Source organism: Quadrisphaera sp. KR29 (genome assembly GCF_052644995.1).
Map to the genome: position 1 here is coordinate 123,409 of NZ_JBQXXG010000004.1, position 19,888 is coordinate 143,296.

Genomic DNA, 19,888 nt, shown 5'->3' on the forward strand with positions numbered 1-19,888 from the left:
CCGGCACGTCAGGCGGCGGGGGAGACCACGACGCGGCGGTGGGGCTCCTCGCCCTCGGAGTCGCTCACCAGGCCCGCGGCCGCGACGGCGTCGTGGACGACCTTGCGCTCGAAGGGGTTCATCGGGTCGAGGGCCACGGGGGCGCCCTCGCGCTGCACCTGCTGGACCGCCTCGGCGGCCAGGCGCTGGAGCTCCTCGCGGCGGCGGGCGCGGTGCCCGGCCACGTCGAGCATGAGGCGGCTGCGCTCCCCGGTGCGGGCCTGGACGGCGAGCCGGGTCAGGTCCTGCAGGGCCTCCAGCACCTCGCCCCGGCTGCCCGCGAGGCGGCGCAGAGCCACGGCGTCGCTGCCCTCGGCGACCACCGAGACGGCGGCGCGCCCGTCCTCGACGTCGATGTCGATGTCGCCGTCGAGGTCGGCGATGTCGAGGAGCTCCTCGAGGTAGTCAGCGGCCACCTCCCCCTCCTCCTCCAGGCGGGCGAGGCGGCTGCGGCGCTCGCCGGCGTCGGCGCCCTGCGCCTCGGCGGGCTCGTGGCCCACCGCGGCGTCGTCGGTGTCGGGGGTGTCGACCTCGTGCGTGGCCTGCTCGGTGCTCACCACGGCCTCCTCGTCGTCTGGTGGGCGGGTCAGTTCTGGGAGCGTCGCGTCGTCTCCGCCGGGCCGCGGTTGCGGTCCTTGCGCTTGGGCTGCACGCGCTGGCCGCTGCGCTGCGGGGCCTCGGAGGCGACCACCTCGCCGGGGACCACGTCGGTGGAGGCGCCCGCGCCGCCGCGGCGCAGGGCACGGCGGGCGCGGCGCTCGCGCAGGGCCTCCTCGGCCTTCGAGCCGGGGGCGGGCATGCGGCGGATGACGTAGGCCTGCTGGCCACCGGTCCACAGGTTGGTGGTGAACCAGTAGATCAGGACGCCGATGGGGAAGTTGACGCCGGAGACGGCGAAGATGATCGGGAACAGGTACATGATCAGCTTCTGCTGCTGGGCGAAGGGGTTGTCCAGCGCCGACGCGGGCATGTTCTTGATCATCAGCTGCCGCTGGGTGGTGAACGTCGTCAGGCTCATCGCCACGATGAGGATCGCGGTGAGGACCTTGACGTTGAGGTCGTCGCTGCCCAGGAAGGTGTCCGTCAGCCGCGCGCCGAAGATCGACGACTCGGCCGCCTGGCGCGCCAGCTCGCTGGTCAGCGGGCCCACGCCCTCCTCGTTGCGGATGCCGTAGTTGAGCACCCGGAAGAGCGCGAAGAAGATCGGCGCCTGCAGGAGGATCGGCAGGCAGGAGGAGAAGGGGTTGGTGCCGCTGGAGCGGTAGAGCTCCATCGTCTCCCGGCTCATGGCCTCGCGGCTGGCCGGGTCGGTCTTGCCCTTGTACTTCTGCTGGATCTTGCGCATCTCCGGCTGGAGCAGCGCCATGCCGCGGCTCGCCTTGATCTGCTTGACGAAGAGAGGGATGAGCACGATGCGGATGATCACCACGAGCGCGACGATGGAGAGCGCCCAGGTCCAGCCGCCGCTGCCGGGCATGCCCAGGGCGGTGAGGCCGGCGTGCGCCTGCACCATGATCCAGGCCACCACCCACTCCAGCGGGTAGATCAGGCTCTCGAAGAAGTTCATCTCGTCCTCGCGGGCAGGGGACGGGAGGCCCCGTGGTCGTGGTGGTCCGGCTCGTCGTGCTGGCGGTAGCGCCGGGAGCGCTGCCGCTGGTGCTCGCCGCGTCCCTGGTCGGGCGTGCGACCCCCACCAGTGTGCGGCCTGCCGGCCCCCGCCCCGTCACCGCCGCCGGGCACGGGGTCCCAGCCCCCGGCGGCCCAGGGGTGGCAGCGCAGCAGGCGGCGCGCGGTGAGCCACGTCCCGCGCACGGCCCCGTGGCGGCGCAGGGCCGTGGCCCCGTAGGAGGAGCAGGAGGGGGCGTAGCGGCAGACCGGCCCCAGGAGGGGGGACAGGAGCAGCTGGTAGGCGCGCACCAGCACCAGGAGCACGACGGCGAGGCCGCGGTCCAGGGCCCGCAGGAGCCTCACCGCTGGCCCCCGGCCGCGCCGGGCGCGCTGGGGAGCAGCCGGCGGACGGCGGAGGCCAGGTCGCGCGCCAGGACCTCGCTGGTGGCCGAGGCGGCGGGCGGGTTGGCCCTCACCACGGCACGGGCCCCGGCCGGCAGCAGCGGCAGCTGCTCGCGCACGAGGTGGCGCAGCCGGCGCTCGACGCGGTTGCGGACCACCGAGCCGCCCACGGCCCGGGAGACCACGAAGCCGACGCGCACCGGCACCGCCTCCTCCTGCGGGCCCGACGGCTCGAGGAGGTGCAGCACCAGGTGGCGCCGGCCGGCGCGCCGACCGCGCCGGACGACCGCCGAGAAGTCGGCGGAGCGGCGGAGGCGGTGCGGCGCGGGGAGCACGAGGCAGCGGGCCCGGGGGCCGCTGGTCTCAGGCGGACAGCTGGGCGCGGCCCTTGGAGCGCCGCGCGGCGAGGATGGCGCGGCCGGCGCGGGTGCGCATGCGCAGCCGGAAGCCGTGCACCTTGGCCCGGCGCCGGTTGTTCGGCTGGAAGGTCCGCTTGCTCACGCCCGTCACTCCATCACGTCGCTGGTCAGCTCGCTGTCGCGGGCGGCTGGCGCTCGGGGAGCGCGGCCGCACCGTGCGGCGGGGACGAGCTCCCGCGGGCTCCTGACCGGTGCTCGGTGAGGGCTCCTCCGGGCGCACGAGCGCCTGCCGCAACCGCTCCACGGTAGGGGCGCGGGGCCGCGGGGGTCAAACCTGGCGCGCTCGCGCAGACCCCTGCCCGCCGTGACCGGGGCCCGCGCCGGGAGGCGGGCGCGCTCTGGCGTGCCGCCTTGTGCCCGGCGAAGGGGTGCCGCTAGCGTCGTGCGCTCCCGCTCCGGGGCCGGCACCGCCGCCTCCCGACCGGTCGACGTCCCCACCTCCGTCCACAGCCTGTGGACAACCCTGTGGACGACGTGCGCGACCCCTCGTGCGGGCGTGGGAGGGTGGGGCGGTGGCCGATCAGCAGGACCTCCCGTCCGCCTGGCCGGCCGTCATCGCCGCGCTGGGTGCGGACGCACGCATCTCCCGCCAGCAGCTGGCGTTCCTGCGCCTGACCCGACCCCTCGGCCTGCTCAACGACATGGTGCTGCTCTCGGTGCCCAACGAGCTCACCAAGGAGATGATCGAGCAGCGCCTGCGCGAGCCGGTGGCGGCCGCGCTGTCGGAGCGCCTGGGCCGCGAGGTCCGCGTGGCGGTGGCGGTCGACAGCTCCCTCACGGACGCACCGCCCCAGGACGCCGGGCACCCCGCTCCCACCCACGACGGCCAGGTGCCGGCACCCCGTGGTGGCGCGGAGGCCGCCCCCGGCGACGTCCCGCAGGACGGCGCGGGGGACCAGGACCGCCGGACCGACGACGACGAGGACGGGGCCGAGCTGCTGGCCACGGGGGAGGACGGCGCCCTGTTCGGGGTGAGCCGGCCGCCGCAGGTCCCGCGCAGCCGCCGCGGCGAGCAGTCGCGCCGGGACGCCGAGCCGGCGCGCCTGAACCCCAAGTACACCTTCGACACCTTCGTCATCGGCTCGTCGAACCGCTTCGCGCACGCCGCGGCCGTGGCGGTGGCCGAGGCGCCCGCGAAGGCGTACAACCCGCTGTTCGTCTACGGGCCCTCGGGGCTGGGCAAGACCCACCTGCTGCACGCCATCGGCCACTACGCCCAGCACCTGTACCAGGGCGTGAAGGTGCGCTACGTGAACTCCGAGGAGTTCACCAACGACTTCATCAACTCGATCCGCGACGACCAGAAGAACTCGTTCCTGCGCCGCTACCGCGACGTCGACTTCCTCCTGGTGGACGACATCCAGTTCCTGTCCAACAAGGTGCAGACGCAGGAGGAGTTCTTCCACACCTTCAACGTGCTGCACAACGCCAACAAGCAGGTGATCATCACCTCCGACCAGCCGCCCAAGAACCTGTTCGGGTTCGAGGAGCGGATGAGGTCCCGCTTCGAGTGGGGCCTGACCACCGACGTGCAGCCGCCGGACCTGGAGACGCGCATCGCGATCCTGTCCAAGAAGGCCATCACGGACCGCATCTCGGTGCCCTACGAGGTGCTGGAGTTCATCGGCTCGCAGATCTCCACCAACATCCGCGAGCTCGAGGGCGCCCTCATCCGCGTCACGGCCTTCGCCAACCTCAACCGCGCCGACGTCGACCTCGCGCTCGCCGAGGTGGTCCTCAAGGACCTGCTGACCGGTGAGACGGCGCAGATCTCCCTGGCCACGGTCATGGCCCAGACGGCGGACTACTACAAGGTGACCATCGAGGACCTGTGCGGGCCAGCGCGGTCGCGCGCGGTGGTGAACGCGCGCCAGGTCGCGATGTACCTGTGCCGCGAGCTCACCGAGCTCAGCCTGCCCAAGATCGGACAGGCGTTCGGGGGCCGCGACCACACCACCGTGATGCACGCCAACCGCAAGGTGCGCGAGCAGCTGGCCGAGCGCCGGCAGACCTACAACGAGGTCACCGAGCTCACCAACCGCATCAAGATGCAGCACCGGGCCTGAGGGCCGCGACGCTCCCACCTGCGACGACGTGAGTTGTCCACAGGCTCTGTCCCCAGGTGAGGACGATCCACAGGCGTCCACAGCCCCTGTGGACAGAACTGTCCACAGCCCCTGTGGAGAACCGCCGTCCTCCTGTGGACGACGTGTGGACAACGGGGGGTCCACCTGTGGACGGAATGTGGACAGTTTCTGGCCGTCCACAGGGACCCGTAGTTTTTCCCCACGTCATCCACAGCGCTGTCCACAGGTGTGCACAACCTCCCACCTGCGAGGACGGGGGTTTTCCACAGTATCCACAGGCCCTATGACTACTACGGAACCAGTCCTCTAGCGGATTCGATCGCGCAGCCTCCATCTGCTCCGGACCGCCCGCGCCTCCCGACGGGGGGCCTGTGGGTGGCCGCGGAGCAGGGGACCCGCTCCCCGCTACCCTCGCGGCTCGGGGCCCTCCCAGGGCGCACAGGCACGCAGCAGCACGCATGGAGGTGGACCCGTGAGGTTCGGGGTCGAGCGCGACGTCCTGGCCGACGCCGTCGGGTGGACGGCGCGGACGCTTCCGGCCCGGCCCCCGGTGCCGGTGCTCTCCGGGGTCCTCCTGGAGGCCGCCGAGCCGGGCGTGCTCAAGCTGTCCAGCTTCGACTACGAGGTCTCCGCCCACGTGGAGGTGCCCGCCGAGGTCCACGAGCCCGGGCGGGTCCTGGTCTCCGGCCGGCTGCTGGCCGACATCGCCAGGTCCCTGCCGGCGCAGCCCGTGCAGGTGTCGCTGCAGGGGCCCCGCGTCGTGGTCACCTGCGGCTCGAGCCGCTTCACCCTGCTCACCATGCCCGTGGAGGACTACCCGGCCCTGCCGGCCATGCCCGACGTCCTCGGCAGCGTGGCGGGCGACGTCTTCGCGGCCGCGGTCTCCCAGGTGGTGGTGGCCGCCAGCCGCGACGAGACGCTGCCGGTGCTCACCGGTGTCCGGGTGGAGATCGAGGGCGACGAGCTGACCCTGCTGGCCACCGACCGCTACCGGCTGGCGGTGCGCACGCTGCCGTGGAGCGCCGGGGAGGGCGGGACGTCGTCGGCGGCCCTCGTGCGCGCGAGGACGCTCTCGGAGGTCGCCCGGGCGATGGGCAGCGGCGAGGTGGTGCTCGCGCTGTCCTCGGAGGCCTCCGGCGACCCCGGCCGCGGCCGCGGCGCCTCGGGCCTGGTCGGCTTCGAGGCCGGCGGGCGGCGCACCACGTCGCTGCTCGTGGACGGCGACTACCCCAAGGTGCGCTCCCTGTTCCCCGCCGAGTCGCCGATCTCGGCCGTCGTGCCGGTGCCCGCGCTGGTGGAGGCGGTCCGGCGCGTGGCGCTGGTGGCCGAGCGCAGCCGCCCCGTCCGGCTGTCCTTCACCCAGGGCCAGGTGGTGCTGGAGGCCGGCGACGGCGAGGACGCCCAGGCCTCCGAGGCCATCCCCGCCCAGCTGCACGGGGACGACGTCTCCATCGCCTTCAACCCGCAGTTCCTCCTGGACGGGCTGGGCGCCCTCAACATGCCGTTCGTGCGGCTGTCCTTCACGCTTCCCACGAAGCCCGCCGTCCTCACCGGCCAGTCCGACGAGGACGGGGAGCCCAGCGACCACTACCGCTACCTGCTCATGCCCGTGCGCATGGCCGGCTGACGCCCGCCCGCGGCGAGCGACCCACACCCACGACGCACCACCGGAGGTCTGCTGTGCACATCGGTCTGGTCGGACTCGGCAAGATGGGCGGCAACATGCGCACGCGGCTCCGCCGCGGCGGCGTGGAGGTCACCGGCTTCGACAACAACCCCGACCTGACCGACGTCGAGAGCCTCGAGGCCCTCGTCGAGGCCCTCCCGGCGCCCCGGGCGGTGTGGGTGATGGTGCCCGCGGGCCCGGTCACCCACAGCGTCATCGACCAGCTCAAGGGGCTGCTGTCCGAGGGCGACGTCGTCATCGACGGCGGGAACTCCAAGTACACCGAGGACGCCGCGCACGCGGCCTCCCTGGCCGAGCGCGGCATCGGCTTCGTCGACTGCGGCGTCTCCGGCGGCATCTGGGGCCTGGACAACGGCTACGGGCTCATGTGCGGCGGCGACGCGGAGCTGGTCGAGCGGCTGCTGCCCGTCTTCGACGCGCTGCGCCCGGAGGGCCCGCGCGAGGAGGGCTTCGTCCACGCCGGGGCCGTGGGCGCCGGCCACTACGCCAAGATGGTGCACAACGGCATCGAGTACGGCCTCATGCAGGCCTACGCCGAGGGCTTCGAGCTGCTCACCGCCAAGGACATCGTCACCGACGTCACCGGGTCCTTCAAGGCCTGGACGCGCGGCACCGTGGTGCGGTCGTGGCTGCTGGACCTGCTGGTGCGCGCCCTGGAGGCGGAGGGCACGAGCCTGGGCAGCATCCGCGGCTACGTCAACGACTCCGGCGAGGGCCGCTGGACGGTCGAGGAGGCCATCAACGAGTCGGTGCCCATGCCGGCCATCACGGCCGCGCTGTTCGCGCGCTTCGCCTCCCGCCAGGACGACTCCCCGGCGATGAAGATGGTCGCCGCGCTGCGCAACCAGTTCGGCGGGCACGCGGTGGAGTCCCTCGGCGGGGACGACGCCAGCGCCGACGAGCGCAGCGGCGGGCAGCCCGAGACCGGCGCCCAGGAGGCCCGCGCCGACGAGGCGGGCCCGAGCTCCGGCTCCGGCTCCACCTCCCGCTGAGCGGCGGGACGGGTGCACGTCACGCACCTGTCCCTGGTCGACTTCCGCAACTACGAGGCCGCGGAGGTCGAGCTCGGCCCGGGCCCGACCGCCCTGGTCGGGCCCAACGGGCAGGGCAAGACCAACCTGGTCGAGGCCGTCGGCTACGTGGCGACCCTGGGCAGCCACCGCGCCGCGACCGACGCCCCGCTGGTGCGCGCCGGCGCCGAGCGGGCCGTGGTCCGCGCCGCCGTGGACAGGGCGGGCCGCTCGACCCTCGTGGAGGTCGAGATCTCCCCGGGGCGCGCCAACCGCGCCCGGCTGAACCGCGCCCCGCTGCAGCGCCCCCGCGAGGTGCTGGGGTCGCTGCGCACGGTCCTGTTCGCCCCCGAGGACCTCGCCCTGGTCAAGGGCGACCCGGAGGGCCGGCGGCGGTTCATGGACGAGGCGCTGGTGGCGCTCGCGCCCCGCCTGGCCGGGGTCCGCTCGGACCTGGACAGGGTGCTCAAGCAGCGGAGCGCCCTGCTGCGCCAGGCCGCCGCCTCCCGCCGCGGCGGTCGCCTGGGCGGGTCCTCCCGGGCGCGCGAGCGGGCCGCGCTGGCCGCGCGCGAGTCCGGCTGGGAGGACGCGGCCGCCGCGGAGGCGGCCACCCTGGACGTCTGGGACACCCACCTGGCGACCGCAGGCGCCGAGCTGCTCGCCGCCCGGCTGCTCCTGGTGCGCCGGCTGCACCCGCACGTCGCCCGCGCCTACGCCTCGGTCAGCGGGACGGGCGGCGACGGGGCGGGACCCGTCCGGCTGTCCTACCGCAGCACGCTGCCGCTGCTGGCCGACCTCGACCTGGCCGGAGACGCGGAGCTGCCGCCGCGCGCCGACCTGGCGCAGGCGCTGCTGGAGCAGATGGCGCAGCTGCGCACCGAGGAGCTCGAGCGGGGGACCTCGCTGGTGGGGCCGCAGCGCGACGACCTGCTGCTGGAGCTGTCGGGCCTGCCGGCGCGCGGGTACGCCAGCCACGGGGAGTCCTGGTCCTACGCGCTGGCGCTGCGGCTCGGCCTGTACGAGCTCCTGTGCGGCGACGGCCCCAGGGACCCCGCCAGCGAGCCGGTGCTCGTCCTGGACGACGTCTTCGCCGAGCTCGACGCGGGCCGGCGCCAGCGGCTGGCCTCCCTGGTGGCCCCGGCCGAGCAGGTGCTCGTGACCGCCGCCGTCGCCGAGGACGTGCCCGGCGAGCTCGCGGGCCGGCGCCTGCAGGTGCGGGCCGGGACCGTGGAGGGCTGACGTGCCGGGCCCGCCCCCCGGCCCGGCCGACGGGCCCCCCGCCGGCCGGCCCGTCGACCCCGACGCCCCGCCCGCCCCCGAGGAGCTGCCCGACGCCGCCGCGACCGCCCTGCACCGGGCGCGCGCCGCGGCGCGCGCCCGCGGTGCGCGCCCCGGCAGGCCGGGCTCGCTGCCGCCCCCCGGCCGCAGCGGGGCGGGGGGTGCCGCCGGTCCTGGCGGCGGCGCGGGCGGGGTCCGGCGCGGGACGGGCGGGGGCAGCGGCGCGCGGCCCGACGCCAGGGACCCGCAGACCGTCAGCGCGAGCATCGGGCGCCTGGTGAGCGAGCGCGGCTGGAGGACGCCGGTGGCCGTGGGCGGGGTGATGGGCCGCTGGTCCGACGTCGTGGGCGCCGAGGTCGCCGCCCACTGCCAGCCGGAGGCCTTCGCCGAGGGGGAGCTGGTGGTGCGGGCCGACTCCACGGCCTGGGCCACGCAGGTGCGCCTGCTCACGGCCACCGTGCTGCGGCGCCTGGGCGAGGAGCTCGGGGAGGGCGTGGTGACCCGGCTCGTGGTGCGCGGGCCCGCCGGTCCCTCGTGGCGCGCGGGCAGCCGCTCCGCGGGCGGCCGCGGCCCGCGCGACACCTACGGCTGAGGCGCCCGCCGCCGCCGCGGCCCGCTCGCCGGCGGGGCGCCCCGGGACCGGAGCGGCGCATCGGCGCGCAGCGGCCCTCGCAGGACCGGGGCGGACCCGGGGGACCACCGGTGGTGCGTTCGGGGCGCAGCGGGGCGTCCACGGGCCTCGCTGGGGGTCCTGCGGTCGGCGGCGAGCGCGTCCCGCGACGCGGTGTCGGACCCTCCCCGTAGGATGGAGCTCCACGCGCGCCCCTGGGCGCGCGACTGCACGAGGAGGACCGTGGCCGACGCCCACAACGACGACGTTCCCGTGCCCGAGGCTCTCCAGCAGCCCCTGGCCGAGCAGCCGGAGGAGCACCACCGCAGCAGCGGCCCGGCACCGTCGTCCCCCACGTACGACGCCAGCAACATCCAGGTCCTCGAGGGCCTGGAGGCGGTCCGCAAGCGGCCCGGCATGTACATCGGCTCCACCGGCGAGCGCGGCCTGCACCACCTCGTGTGGGAGGTTGTCGACAACTCCGTCGACGAGGCCCTCGCGGGGCACGCCACCGCCATCGACGTGACGCTCCTGGCCGACGGCGGCGTCCGCGTCGCCGACGACGGCCGCGGCATCCCCGTCGACGTCATGCCGTCGGAGGGCAAGCCCGCCGTCGAGGTGGTGCTCACCGTGCTGCACGCCGGCGGCAAGTTCGGCGGCGGCGGGTACGCGGTCTCCGGCGGCCTGCACGGGGTGGGCATCTCGGTCGTCAACGCCCTGTCCCGCCGCGTCGAGGTCGAGGTGCGCCAGAAGGGCCACGTCTGGCGGCAGGCCTACCGCCACGGCGTGCCCGAGGCCCCCCTGGCGAAGGGCGAGGAGGCCACCACCACCGGCACCACGGTGACCTTCTGGCCCAGCGAGGAGACCTTCGAGACGGTCGTCTTCGACTACGAGACGCTCCGGGCCCGCCTGCAGCAGTACGCCTTCCTCAACCGGGGCCTGGAGCTGCGGCTCACCGACGAGCGGCCCACCACGACCGAGGAGGGCGAGGACTACGACGAGTCCGTCAAGGCCCGCTCGGTCACGTACCGCTACGACGGCGGGCTCATCGACTACGTCAGGCACCTCAACGCCCAGAAGCGCTCCGAGGCCGTCCACGACTCGGTCATCGCCTTCGACGCCGAGGACGCCGACCGCGGCATGTCGCTCGAGATCGCGATGCAGTGGACGACGGCCTACTCCGAGTCCGTCCACACCTACGCCAACGTCATCAACACCCACGAGGGCGGCACGCACGAGGAGGGCTTCCGCGCCGCGCTGACCGCGCTGGTCAACCGCTACGCGCGCGCCAACGGCCTGCTCAAGGAGAAGGACGACAACCTCACCGGCGACGACGTGCGCGAGGGCCTCACCGCCGTCGTGTCGGTCAAGCTCGGCGAGCCGCAGTTCGAGGGCCAGACCAAGACCAAGCTCGGCAACACCGAGGTCAAGGGCTTCGTCCAGAACCGCATGACCGAGAACCTCTCCGACTGGCTCGAGAGGAACCCCAACGAGGCGCGCGCGGTGGTCCGCAAGGCCATCAGCGCCTCCCAGGCGCGCCTGGCGGCCCGCAAGGCCCGCGAGGCCACGCGCCGCAAGGGCCTCATGGACGGCGTCGGCCTGCCCGGCAAGCTCAAGGACTGCCAGTCCAACGACCCGACCCGCTGCGAGGTCTTCATCGTCGAGGGCGACTCCGCCGGCGGCTCCGCCGTGCGCGGCCGCGACCCCGAGACGCAGGCGATCCTGCCCATCCGCGGCAAGATCCTCAACGTCGAGAAGGCCCGCCTCGACAAGGCGCTGGGCAACCAGGAGGTCCAGGCGCTCATCACGGCCTTCGGCACCGGCATCGGGGAGGAGTTCGACCTCTCCAAGCTGAGGTACCACAAGATCGTGCTCATGGCCGACGCCGACGTCGACGGCCAGCACATCACCACGCTGCTGCTGACGCTGCTGTTCCGCTACATGCGGCCGCTGGTCGAGGCGGGGCACGTGTACCTGGCGCAGCCGCCGCTGTACCGGGTGAAGTGGTCCAACCGCGAGCACGACTTCGTCTTCTCCGACCGCGAGCGCGACGCGGTGGTCGCCGACGGCACGGCGAACGGGGGCCGCCTGCCCAAGGAGGGCGCCGTCCAGCGCTACAAGGGCCTGGGCGAGATGAACTGGGACGAGCTGGCCCTGACCACGATGGACCGCGCCCACCGCACCCTGCGCCAGGTCACCCTCGACGACGCCGCCGCCGCCGACGCCATCTTCGCGGTGCTCATGGGGGAGGACGTCGACTCGCGGCGCTCCTTCATCCAGCGCAACGCCCACGACGTGAGGTTCCTCGATGTCTGAGCCGCCCACCGGCACCGTGCCCGCCGCCGCCTCGTCCGGGGGCGACCGCATCGAGCAGGTCGACCTGCAGCTGGAGATGCAGCGGTCCTACCTCGACTACGCGATGAGCGTCATCGTGAGCCGGGCCCTGCCCGACGTGCGCGACGGCCTCAAGCCCGTGCACCGGCGCGTGCTGTACGCGATGTGGGACGGCGGCTACCGCCCCGACCGCCCGTACTCCAAGTGCGCCCGCGTGGTCGGTGACGTCATGGGGAACTACCACCCCCACGGCGACACGGCCATCTACGACGCCCTGGTGCGCCTGGCGCAGGACTGGTCGCTGCGCTACCCGCTGGTCGCGGGCCAGGGGAACTTCGGCTCCCCGGGCAACGACCCCGCGGCCGCGCCGCGGTACACCGAGTGCCGCATGGCCCCGCTGGCGCTGGAGATGGTGCGGGACATCGACGAGGAGACCGTCGACTTCTCGCCCAACTACGACGGGCGCGAGCTCGAGCCCGACGTCCTGCCCTCGCGCTTCCCCAACCTCCTGGTCAACGGGTCCGCGGGCATCGCCGTGGGCATGGCCACCAACATCCCGCCGCACAACCTGCGCGAGGTGGCCGACGGCGTGCAGTGGGCGCTGGAGCACCCCGACGCCGACGAGGAGGAGCTGCTGGCCGCGCTGATGGCGCGCATCCAGGGGCCGGACTTCCCGACGGCCGCCACCGTGCTGGGCCGCGCGGGCATCGAGGACATGTACCGCACGGGGCGCGGCAGCGTGCCCATGCGCGCGGTGGTGGCGGTGGAGGAGATCCAGAACCGCCAGTGCCTGGTCGTCACCGAGCTGCCCTACCAGGTGAACCCCGACAACCTCGCGACGAAGATCGCGGAGCTGGCCAACACCGGCCGGATCGCCGGCATCGCCGACGTGCGCGACGAGACGTCGGGCAAGACCGGGCAGCGCCTCGTGGTGGTGCTCAAGCGCGACGCCGTGGCGAAGGTGGTGCTGAACAACCTCTACAAGCACACGCCGCTGCAGGAGAACTTCAGCGCGAACATGCTCGCGCTGGTCGACGGGGTGCCCCGCACGCTGCCGCTCCACGCGTTCGTCTCGCACTGGATCACCCACCAGCTCGAGGTCGTCGTCCGGCGCACGCAGTTCCGCCTGCGCCGCGCGCAGCAGCGGGCGCACATCCTCATCGGCCAGCTCAAGGCCCTGGACGCCCTCGACGCGGTCATCGCCCTCATCCGGGCCTCGGCCACCACCGAGGACGCCCGCACCGGCCTCATGGGGCTGCTGGACATCGACGAGGTCCAGGCCAACGCCATCCTCGAGATGCAGCTGCGCCGCCTGGCGGCCCTGGAGCGCCAGCGCATCACCGACGAGCACGACGCCCTCGTCGCGCTGATCACCGACTACGAGGACATCCTCGCCCGCCCGGCCCGCCAGCGGACCATCGTCGGGGAGGAGCTGGGGGAGATCGTCGCCAAGTACGGCGACGACCGCCGCACGCGCATCGTGCCCTTCGAGGGCGACATGAGCGTGGAGGACCTCATCCCCGAGGAGGACGTGGTCGTCACGATCACGGCCGGGGGCTACGCCAAGCGCACCCGCGTGGACGCCTACCGCGCCCAGCGGCGCGGCGGCAAGGGCGTGCGCGGTGCCGCCCTGCGCGCGGACGACCTGGTCAGCACCTTCTTCACCACCACCACGCACCACTGGCTGCTGTTCTTCACCAACTTCGGGCGGGTCTACCGGGCCAAGGCGCACGAGCTGCCCGAGGGCGGGCGCGACGCGCGCGGCCAGCACGTCGCCAACCTGCTCGCCTTCCAGCCGGGGGAGACCATCGCCCAGGTGCTGGACCTGCGCGACTACGCCCAGGCGCCGTTCCTGGTGCTGGCCACGCGCAGCGGCCTGGTCAAGAAGACCCGCCTGGTCGAGTACGACTCGCCCCGCTCCGGCGGCGTGGTGGCGATCAACCTGCGCGACGGCGACGAGCTCGTCTCGGCGCGCCTCGTGGGTGACGAGGACGACCTGCTCCTGGTCTCCCGCCAGGGCCAGTCGGTGCGCTTCACCGCCTCCGACGACGCGCTGCGCCCGATGGGGCGGGCCACCTCGGGCGTGACCGGCATGCGCTTCCGCGACGGCGACGAGCTCCTCGCCATGGACGCGGTGCGCGACGACACCACCGCCGACGTCTTCGTGGTCTTCGCCTCCGGCACGGCCAAGCGGACCGCGGTGGACCAGTACCGCGTGCAGGGCCGCGGCGGCTTCGGGGTCAGGGTGGCCAAGCCCTCCGAGCGCGGCGGGGACCTCGCGGGCGCCCTGCTCGTGCGCGACGACGACGAGGTGCTCGTGGTCATGGCCAGCGGCAAGGTCGTTCGCAGCCGCGCCGCCGAGGTCCGGGCCACCGGGCGGGACACGATGGGTGTGAGCTTCGCCCGGGTCGACGCCGGGGACCAGATCCTCCTGGTGGCGCGCAACGCCGAGCGCGCCGCTGAGGAGGAGGTCGGCGAGGAGCCGGCTCCGGGCGCGGCTCCCGGCGGGGACGGCCCGGATGCCGTACCGTCGGGCGGGCCTGAGCCTGAGCCCGGAGGTGGGGCGTGAGCCCGTCGGAGAAGACTGACGCCCGAGACTCCGCGGGCAGCCCCGGACGGCCCGCGTCCGCGGCGCCGTCCGGCCCAGCGCCGGGCGCGTCCGCGGCGGGGCAGCGCCCCGCGGGCCAGCGCCCGGCCGCCGCCCGGCCCGCCGCGGCCGCGTCAGCGGGGACCGGGGCGGGGGGCACGCTCGGCAACGGCCCGCGCCCCGGTCAGCCCGGCCGCCCGGGGCCATCGCCCTCGGGTGCGGCTGGCCCTGCCACGACCCCGACCAGCGCAGCACCGGCCAGCACGACCCCGACCGGTGCGGCGCCGACCAGGACGCCGTCCCCGTCCAGCGGCCAGAGCGGGACTCCGCGGCCGGGCGCGTCCCGGCCGGGACCCGCTCCCGCAGTCGCCGCGCCGGGGTCGTCCGGCTCCGCGGCGGGGCAGGCCGCGGCGGTGCAGCGGGGCACCGCCAGGCCGTCGTCGGCGGCGACGGCACCGCTGCCGGGGTCCTCCCGCACCCCGGCGGCCGGGTCGACCGGGTCAGCAGGCAGCGCGGCGCCCGCGGCGGCGCGCCCGGCCGGACAGGCGAGCGCGGCTCGGGCGGCCGAGCACCCGGAGGCGGGGCACGCGGCCCCGGCGCCCGCAGCCGACGCCCCGCGCCGGGTCCGGCTGAGCCTGTCCCGCGTCAGCCTCTGGTCCGTCGCCCGCCTGGCCTTCCTGCTGTCCGTGGCGCTGGGCATCATCGCCGTCGTCGCCGTCACCGTGCTGTGGTCGGTCCTCAACGGCATGGGGGTCTTCTCCCAGCTCGACAGCGTCATCAGCGACGTGGTCGGCAGCGAGAGCGAGTTCCGGCTCGCCGACCTGCTGAGCCTCTCGCGCGTGCTGTCGGTGACCGTCTTCCTCGCCGTGGTCGACGTGGTGCTGCTGACCCTCATCAGCACCCTGGGGGCCCTGCTGTACAACCTGGCCAGCGGCCTGGTCGGCGGTGTCCGGCTGACCCTCAGCGACGACTGAGCCGCGGGCGTGCGGTAACCTCGTTCCACCCGGGTGCGCGTGCGCCCCGGTCCGGGCCTATAGCTCAGTTGGTCAGAGCGCTTCCCTGATAAGGAAGAGGTCACAGGTTCAAGTCCTGTTAGGCCCACCCGACGTGCCCCCGGGGGCGTGGCGCAACTGGTAGCGCACCTGCTTTGCATGCAGGGGGTTAGGGGTTCGAGTCCCCTCGCCTCCACTCGGAGACACACACGGCGAGGGCCGGCCACCCAGCGGGTGGCCGGCCCTCGCCGTCCTGCTGCCTCAGGAGCCGGAGCCGCCCGGCTTGGGCCTGCCCTGCGGCTTGGGCGTCGTGGACGACGTCGAGGCCGGGCCCTCGGGGGTGTCGGCGCTCTTCGTCGCGTCGCCGAGGACCGCGTCGGAGGTCCCGGCGGTGGTGGCGCTGGTGGTGAGCGTCGGCGGCTGGGTCTCGGCCTTCGAGGACGCGGAGTCCTTCGAGCCACCGCCGTCGGACCCGCCCGACGCCTTCCCGACGACCTCCTGGGCCTTCCCGGCCGCCTTCTCAGCGGCCTCCCGCACCTTCGAGGCCGCGCCCTGGCCCGAGGAGGCGCCGTCGGCGGGCGGGGTGTCGACGTCGGAGGACGTGCTGGCAGCACCGCCGGCGCCCAGGGAGCTCCCGGCGGACCCGGAGGAGCCGGGGGTCGCCGAGGACAGGCGGCTGTGGTCGGCCGGACCGGTCTGGACCCCCGTGCCCGGTGCCGTGGCGGGCACCCACGGGTCCACCACGGCCTGCTGGCGGGACTTCCACACGGCCCAGCCGGCCGCGCCGGCGGCACTGGCGATGGTGGTGAAGACCAGGAAGCGGCGCGTGCGACGGCGCCGAGCGGCCCGGCGAGCCGCCTTCGCGCTGATGAGGGGGCTCCCGCTGACCCGCTTCAGACCGCTGGTGGTGCTCGTGGCGGCGGCGTCGGTGGCCTCGCCCGCCTTGGCGGCAGCGGCCGCGGCGGCGGCGCTCACGGCGGCGACGGCGCGGGGCAGCCAGTCCTCGACGATGGTGTCGCGGGCGCTGTCGACCCGCGGGACCAGCGACTCCGCGGCGTGCTCGACGCGCGGGGCTGCGGCGCGGATGCTGCGCTCCTTGGCGTCGAGCACCACCGGCACGGCCCGCTGGTAGGCACCCTCCACGCGGGGCTGGGCCCATCCCCGGGCCTGGCCGGCGTACGCGGCGGCGGCCTCGCGGGCCTGCGCGGCGGCCGGCCCGGCCTGCTTCCTCCACTCCTCGGCGCTCTTGGCGATGCGCGAGGCGCTGCCCAGCGCACCCGCCTGCAGCGCAGCGCCCGAGGCCGCCACCGTGTGGCCGGCGCCCTTGGCGGCGCTGCCCGCCGCGGCGAGCTGGCCGGCGACCGCCGCGGCGTGCTTCTCGGCCTTGCCGGCGAGCGTCGCCCCGGCCGCCTCGGTGGCGTGGCTGACCGCCGCGGCGGTCCGCTCCGCTCGGTTCTTGCTCCCGAACACGCGTTCCTCCTCCCGGGCCCGGCTCCCGGACCGTCGGCGCCCATCCTGCCGGGAGGGGCTCCCGCTCGCCCAGCGAGGGGGCGAGATCGCACCGGTGCGAGGATGGGGGCATGGAGGCGACCCTGCACACCAACCACGGCGACGTCCGCGTGGTGCTCTTCCCCGACCACGCGCCCAAGACGGTGGCCAACTTCACCGGCCTGGCCACGGGCGAGAAGGAGTGGACCGACCCGCAGACCGGCGCCACGCGCACCGACAGGTTCTTCGACGGGCTCACCTTCCACCGCGTGATCCCCGGCTTCATGGTCCAGGGCGGTGACCCGGTGGGCAACGGCACCGGCGGCCCCGGGTACACCTTCGACGACGAGATCCACCCCGAGCTGACCTTCACCAAGCCCTACCTGCTGGCCATGGCCAACGCCGGCAAGCGCGGCGGCTCGGGCACCAACGGCTCGCAGTTCTTCATCACCGTGGCGCCGACCACCTGGCTGCAGGGCAAGCACACGATCTTCGGCGAGGTCGCCGACGAGGAGAGCCGCAAGGTGGTCGACGCCATCGCCGCTGTGCGCACCGGCGCCATGGACCGCCCCGTCGAGCCCGTGGTGCTCGAGTCGGTCGAGATCACCGCCTGACCCCGGGGTGACCCGCCCGTGACCGAGCCTGCCTGGGGGCCCCAGGCCCCCGGGCAGGACCCGGTCTGCCCCCGCCACCCCGACCGGGTCTCCTACGTCCGCTGCCAGCGCTGCGAGAGGCCGGCCTGCCCCGAGTGCCAGCGCCCCGCAGCGGTGGGGGTCCAGTGCGTCGACTGCGTCCGCGAGGGCGCCCGCGGCACCCGGCAGGCCAGGACGGCCTTCGGCGCGACGCTGCGCCGCGGCCGGCCGGTGGTGACCCTGACGATCATCGCGGTCTGCGCGGCCGTGTACCTGCTGCAGACCACCGTGGCGCCGGCCACCACCTACCGGTACGGCTTCGCGCCCGCGGCGGCCGCCGCACAGCCCTGGCGCTTCCTGACCGCCGCCTTCCTGCACGGCGGGATCGTCCACATCGGCTTCAACATGTACGCGCTGTGGCTGTTCGGCACCTACCTCGAGCAGCAGTTCGGCAGGGCGCGCTTCGCGGCGCTCTACCTGCTCTCCGCCCTCGGCGGCTCGGTCGGGACCCTGCTGCTCGTCGGCCCCTCCAGCAGCGGGTGGAACACCCTGTCGGTCGGTGCCTCCGGCGCCGTGTTCGGGCTCTTCGGCGCCCTGGTGCTGGTCCAGCGGCGCCTCAACCAGCGCTTCGGCCAGATCGTCGTGCTGATCGCCATCAACGGGGCGATCGGCTTCGTGCTGCCCAACATCGCCTGGCAGGCCCACCTCGGCGGGCTCGTGACGGGGCTGGCGCTGGGGGCGGCCTTCGCCTACGCCCCCCGGCGCGCCCGGACGCCCGTCCAGGTGGCCGGGGCCGCGGCGGTGGCGCTGGTGCTGCTCGTGGCCGCCGTCGCGCGGATGGCGGCCACCGGGCTGCTGTGAGCCCGTCCCGGGCGGGCCGGGCCCGCGCTCAGCGCCAGCGCGTGGTCATGGCGAAGCCCACCAGCACCACCCCGAAGCCGACCCCGAGGTTCCACGGGCCGAGCTGCGGGACGGGGTAGGTGGCCCCGCTGAGGTAGTACACGACGATCCAGACCAGGCCGAGCAGCATCAGGCCGAGCATCACCGGCACCCACCAGCGCGGGCTCGGGCGGGGGCCGGCGCTCTTCTCGCGCGGCGCCGTCCACGCGCGGCGGCGACGTATCCTCGACTCGGGCACCGGTCCTCCTCCAGCAGGGCTGTCAGCGCCCGAGGGTAGTCGCCCGCAGTGGGCGGGGAGGGCGAGCCGTGACGCAGGCACCGCTGGGCGCGACGCCGGACCCGCCTCCTGGCCCGCCCGGGCCCCCGCTGCACGCGGGCCGGACCCCGGCGGACCGGCCGGGCGCCACCCCCGCCGGGCGGCGCTGGCGGCGCCTGGGTGCGGGCAGCACCGCCGTCGTCGTCGTCCTCGTGCTCGCCGGCGCCCTGTTCGCGACCAGCGCCCGCACCGCCGACGGCACCGACCTGCGGGCCAGCACGAGCGACCTGCGCAGCCAGGTCGTGGCCCAGGAGCGCGACGTCGCCCGCGCCGACCGCCGCCTGGCGGTGCTGCAGGATGAGGTGGCCCAGCTGGGGCGCGAGGTCGACGACCCCGTCGCCCAGCGCCTGCAGGCCCAGGCCGGCTCCCTCGCCGGCTCGGCGGGGCTCGAACCCGTCGAGGGGCCGGGCCTGGTCATCACACTGGACGACGCCCCGCGCGCCGCCGACACCGCCGCCGCCGCGGGGGCCAGCGGCGTGGCCGCGGACGTCCTCATCGTCCACCAGCAGGACCTGCAGGCCGTGGTGAACGCCCTGTGGGCGGGCGGGGCCACGGCGGTGGGGCTGCAGGACCAGCGGATCATCTCCACCTCCGCGGTCCGCTGCGTCGGCAACGTCCTGCGGCTGCAGGGGCGCCTGTACGCCCCGCCGTACACCGTGAGGGCCGTCGGGGACCCCCAGGCGCTGCAGGCCGCTGTCGACTCCTCCCCGGCCGTGCGCGCCTACCTGGCCGACGCCGCGCGCGTCGGGCTCGGCTGGCAGCTGCGCCAGGAGGAGGTCAGCGTGCCCGGCTGGGACGGCTCGCTGCAGCTCGCGCACGCTACGGTTCCCCGATGAGCTCCACCGGAGGCCGCGTGCTCGTCGTCGACAACTACGACAGCTTCGTGTGGACCATCGTGGGCTACCTGGAGCAGCTCGGCGCCGACTGCCGCGTCCTGCGCAACGACGACCCCGCGCTGGCGCGCGAGGACGCGCTCGAGGGCGCCGACGGGGTGCTGCTCTCCCCGGGGCCGGGCGCTCCGAAGGAGGCCGGCGCCAGCCCCGACCTCGTGCGCCGCTGCGCGGACACCGGCACGCCGATGCTGGGCGTCTGCCTGGGGCACCAGGCCCTGGGCGAGGTCTACGGCGCCACCGTCACCCACGCCGAGGAGCTGCTGCACGGCAAGACCAGCGAGGTCGTCCACGACGGCCGGGGCGTGCTGCACGGCCTGCCCGAGCCGTTCACGGCCACCCGCTACCACTCCCTGGCGGTGGTCGCCGACACCGTCCCCGACGAGCTCGTGGTGACCGGCCGCACCGCGGGGGGCGTGGTCATGGCGCTGCAGCACCGCGAGCTGCCCCTGCACGGCGTGCAGTTCCACCCCGAGTCGGTGCTCACCCAGGGCGGCCACCGGCTGCTGGCCAACTGGCTGGAGGTCTGCGGGGACGACGGCGCGGTGGAGCGCTCGGCGGGGATGGCCCCGCTCGTGCGCTCCAGCGCGCCCCGCTGACGCCCGTCCG

The 19,888-nt window shown here is 74.9% G+C and carries 19 protein-coding genes and 2 tRNA genes; 14 read left to right on the top strand and 7 right to left on the bottom strand.

Features of this window, described 5'->3' with window-relative positions; translation table 11 throughout:
- Window positions 1-8: 8 nt before the first annotated feature.
- From ACUN9U_RS05130 to rpmH, 5 genes are all read right to left on the bottom strand, one after another.
- A complete protein-coding gene (locus ACUN9U_RS05130; protein WP_445483961.1) occupies window positions 9-539 on the bottom strand; it encodes a Jag family protein in 531 nt (176 codons plus the stop codon).
- Window positions 540-625: 86 nt separating this feature from the next.
- Window positions 626-1,606 (bottom strand): membrane protein insertase YidC, encoded by a 981-nt coding sequence (gene yidC, locus ACUN9U_RS05135; RefSeq protein WP_445483849.1) that lies wholly within the window; start codon window positions 1,604-1,606, stop codon window positions 626-628.
- On the bottom strand, window positions 1,603-2,010 hold the full coding sequence (gene yidD / locus ACUN9U_RS05140; RefSeq protein ID WP_445483850.1) for a membrane protein insertion efficiency factor YidD: 408 nt from the start codon (window positions 2,008-2,010) through the stop codon (window positions 1,603-1,605). The genes yidC and yidD overlap by 4 nt, the downstream gene beginning before the upstream one ends.
- Window positions 2,007-2,384: a ribonuclease P protein component gene (gene rnpA, locus ACUN9U_RS05145; RefSeq protein WP_445483851.1), complete on the bottom strand. Its 378-nt coding sequence runs from the start codon at window positions 2,382-2,384 to the stop codon at window positions 2,007-2,009. The genes yidD and rnpA overlap by 4 nt, the downstream gene beginning before the upstream one ends.
- 28 nt (window positions 2,385-2,412) lie before the next feature.
- Window positions 2,413-2,550, bottom strand: coding sequence for a 50S ribosomal protein L34 (gene rpmH, locus ACUN9U_RS05150; protein ID WP_109772950.1), 138 nt, complete (start codon window positions 2,548-2,550; stop codon window positions 2,413-2,415).
- Window positions 2,551-2,980: 430 nt separating this feature from the next.
- On the opposite strand from rpmH, the gene dnaA reads away from it, so the two are divergent.
- The 10 genes from dnaA to ACUN9U_RS05200 all read left to right on the top strand — a co-directional run bounded on the left by dnaA (window position 2,981) and on the right by ACUN9U_RS05200 (window position 15,249).
- A complete protein-coding gene (gene dnaA / locus ACUN9U_RS05155) occupies window positions 2,981-4,534 on the top strand; it encodes a chromosomal replication initiator protein DnaA (protein ID WP_445483852.1) in 1,554 nt (517 codons plus the stop codon).
- A 493-nt stretch (window positions 4,535-5,027) separates the two neighbouring features.
- Window positions 5,028-6,182, top strand: coding sequence for a DNA polymerase III subunit beta (dnaN, locus tag ACUN9U_RS05160; RefSeq protein ID WP_445483853.1), 1,155 nt, complete (start codon window positions 5,028-5,030; stop codon window positions 6,180-6,182).
- 53 nt (window positions 6,183-6,235) lie between these two features.
- Window positions 6,236-7,234, top strand: coding sequence for a phosphogluconate dehydrogenase (NAD(+)-dependent, decarboxylating) (gene gnd, locus ACUN9U_RS05165; RefSeq protein WP_445483854.1), 999 nt, complete (start codon window positions 6,236-6,238; stop codon window positions 7,232-7,234).
- 12 nt (window positions 7,235-7,246) lie between these two features.
- Window positions 7,247-8,491 (top strand): DNA replication/repair protein RecF, encoded by a 1,245-nt coding sequence (gene recF / locus ACUN9U_RS05170; RefSeq protein ID WP_445483855.1) that lies wholly within the window; start codon window positions 7,247-7,249, stop codon window positions 8,489-8,491.
- 1 nt (window position 8,492) lies between these two features.
- Window positions 8,493-9,122, top strand: coding sequence for a DUF721 domain-containing protein (locus tag ACUN9U_RS05175; RefSeq protein WP_445483856.1), 630 nt, complete (start codon window positions 8,493-8,495; stop codon window positions 9,120-9,122).
- A 213-nt stretch (window positions 9,123-9,335) separates the two neighbouring features.
- Entirely contained in the window at window positions 9,336-11,456 is a 2,121-nt protein-coding gene (gyrB, locus tag ACUN9U_RS05180; protein WP_445483857.1) for a DNA topoisomerase (ATP-hydrolyzing) subunit B, read from the top strand.
- Entirely contained in the window at window positions 11,449-14,043 is a 2,595-nt protein-coding gene (gene gyrA, locus ACUN9U_RS05185) for a DNA gyrase subunit A (RefSeq protein ID WP_445483858.1), read from the top strand. Before gyrB ends, gyrA begins: the two co-directional genes overlap by 8 nt.
- A gap of 431 nt (window positions 14,044-14,474) precedes the next feature.
- A complete protein-coding gene (locus tag ACUN9U_RS05190; protein WP_445483859.1) occupies window positions 14,475-15,035 on the top strand; it encodes a DUF3566 domain-containing protein in 561 nt (186 codons plus the stop codon).
- 53 nt (window positions 15,036-15,088) lie between these two features.
- A tRNA-Ile gene (locus ACUN9U_RS05195) sits at window positions 15,089-15,162 on the top strand.
- 14 nt (window positions 15,163-15,176) lie between these two features.
- Window positions 15,177-15,249, top strand: a tRNA-Ala gene (locus ACUN9U_RS05200).
- Between the two features lie 65 nt (window positions 15,250-15,314).
- Here the strand turns inward: ACUN9U_RS05200 and ACUN9U_RS05205 are convergent.
- Window positions 15,315-16,523, bottom strand: coding sequence for a hypothetical protein (locus tag ACUN9U_RS05205; RefSeq protein ID WP_445483860.1), 1,209 nt, complete (start codon window positions 16,521-16,523; stop codon window positions 15,315-15,317).
- 110 nt (window positions 16,524-16,633) lie between these two features.
- Between ACUN9U_RS05205 and ACUN9U_RS05210 the strand changes: the two genes are divergently transcribed.
- Complete coding sequence (locus tag ACUN9U_RS05210; RefSeq protein WP_445483861.1) at window positions 16,634-17,155, top strand: peptidylprolyl isomerase; 522 nt, start codon at window positions 16,634-16,636, stop codon at window positions 17,153-17,155.
- Window positions 17,156-17,173: 18 nt separating this feature from the next.
- Window positions 17,174-18,034, top strand: a complete 861-nt coding sequence (locus ACUN9U_RS05215; protein ID WP_445483862.1) for a rhomboid family intramembrane serine protease — start codon at window positions 17,174-17,176, stop codon at window positions 18,032-18,034.
- Between the two features lie 28 nt (window positions 18,035-18,062).
- On the opposite strand, the gene ACUN9U_RS05220 is transcribed toward ACUN9U_RS05215, so the two are convergent.
- Window positions 18,063-18,311, bottom strand: a complete 249-nt coding sequence (locus ACUN9U_RS05220) for a cell division protein CrgA (RefSeq protein WP_445483863.1) — start codon at window positions 18,309-18,311, stop codon at window positions 18,063-18,065.
- A gap of 68 nt (window positions 18,312-18,379) precedes the next feature.
- On the opposite strand from ACUN9U_RS05220, the gene ACUN9U_RS05225 reads away from it, so the two are divergent.
- Together ACUN9U_RS05225 and ACUN9U_RS05230 are read left to right on the top strand one after the other, a co-directional pair.
- On the top strand, window positions 18,380-19,225 hold the full coding sequence (locus ACUN9U_RS05225; RefSeq protein WP_445483864.1) for a DUF881 domain-containing protein: 846 nt from the start codon (window positions 18,380-18,382) through the stop codon (window positions 19,223-19,225).
- The gene (locus ACUN9U_RS05230; RefSeq protein WP_445483865.1) at window positions 19,222-19,878 is read left to right on the top strand and encodes an aminodeoxychorismate/anthranilate synthase component II; all 657 of its coding nucleotides are present in this window, start codon (window positions 19,222-19,224) and stop codon (window positions 19,876-19,878) included. The genes ACUN9U_RS05225 and ACUN9U_RS05230 overlap by 4 nt, the downstream gene beginning before the upstream one ends.
- Window positions 19,879-19,888: the final 10 nt, after the last annotated feature.

What these genes read in the sequence shown, in the direction of transcription:
- yidC (WP_445483849.1), bottom strand. Translation starts at nt 1,606, where the DNA reads ATGAACTTCTTCGAGAGCCTGATCTACCCGCTGGAGTGGGTGGTGGCC.
- gyrB (WP_445483857.1), top strand. Translation starts at nt 9,336, where the DNA reads ATGGAGCTCCACGCGCGCCCCTGGGCGCGCGACTGCACGAGGAGGACC.
- gyrA (WP_445483858.1), top strand. Translation starts at nt 11,449, where the DNA reads ATGTCTGAGCCGCCCACCGGCACCGTGCCCGCCGCCGCCTCGTCCGGG.
- ACUN9U_RS05210 (WP_445483861.1), top strand. Translation starts at nt 16,634, where the DNA reads ATGGAGGCGACCCTGCACACCAACCACGGCGACGTCCGCGTGGTGCTC.
- ACUN9U_RS05230 (WP_445483865.1), top strand. Translation starts at nt 19,222, where the DNA reads ATGAGCTCCACCGGAGGCCGCGTGCTCGTCGTCGACAACTACGACAGC.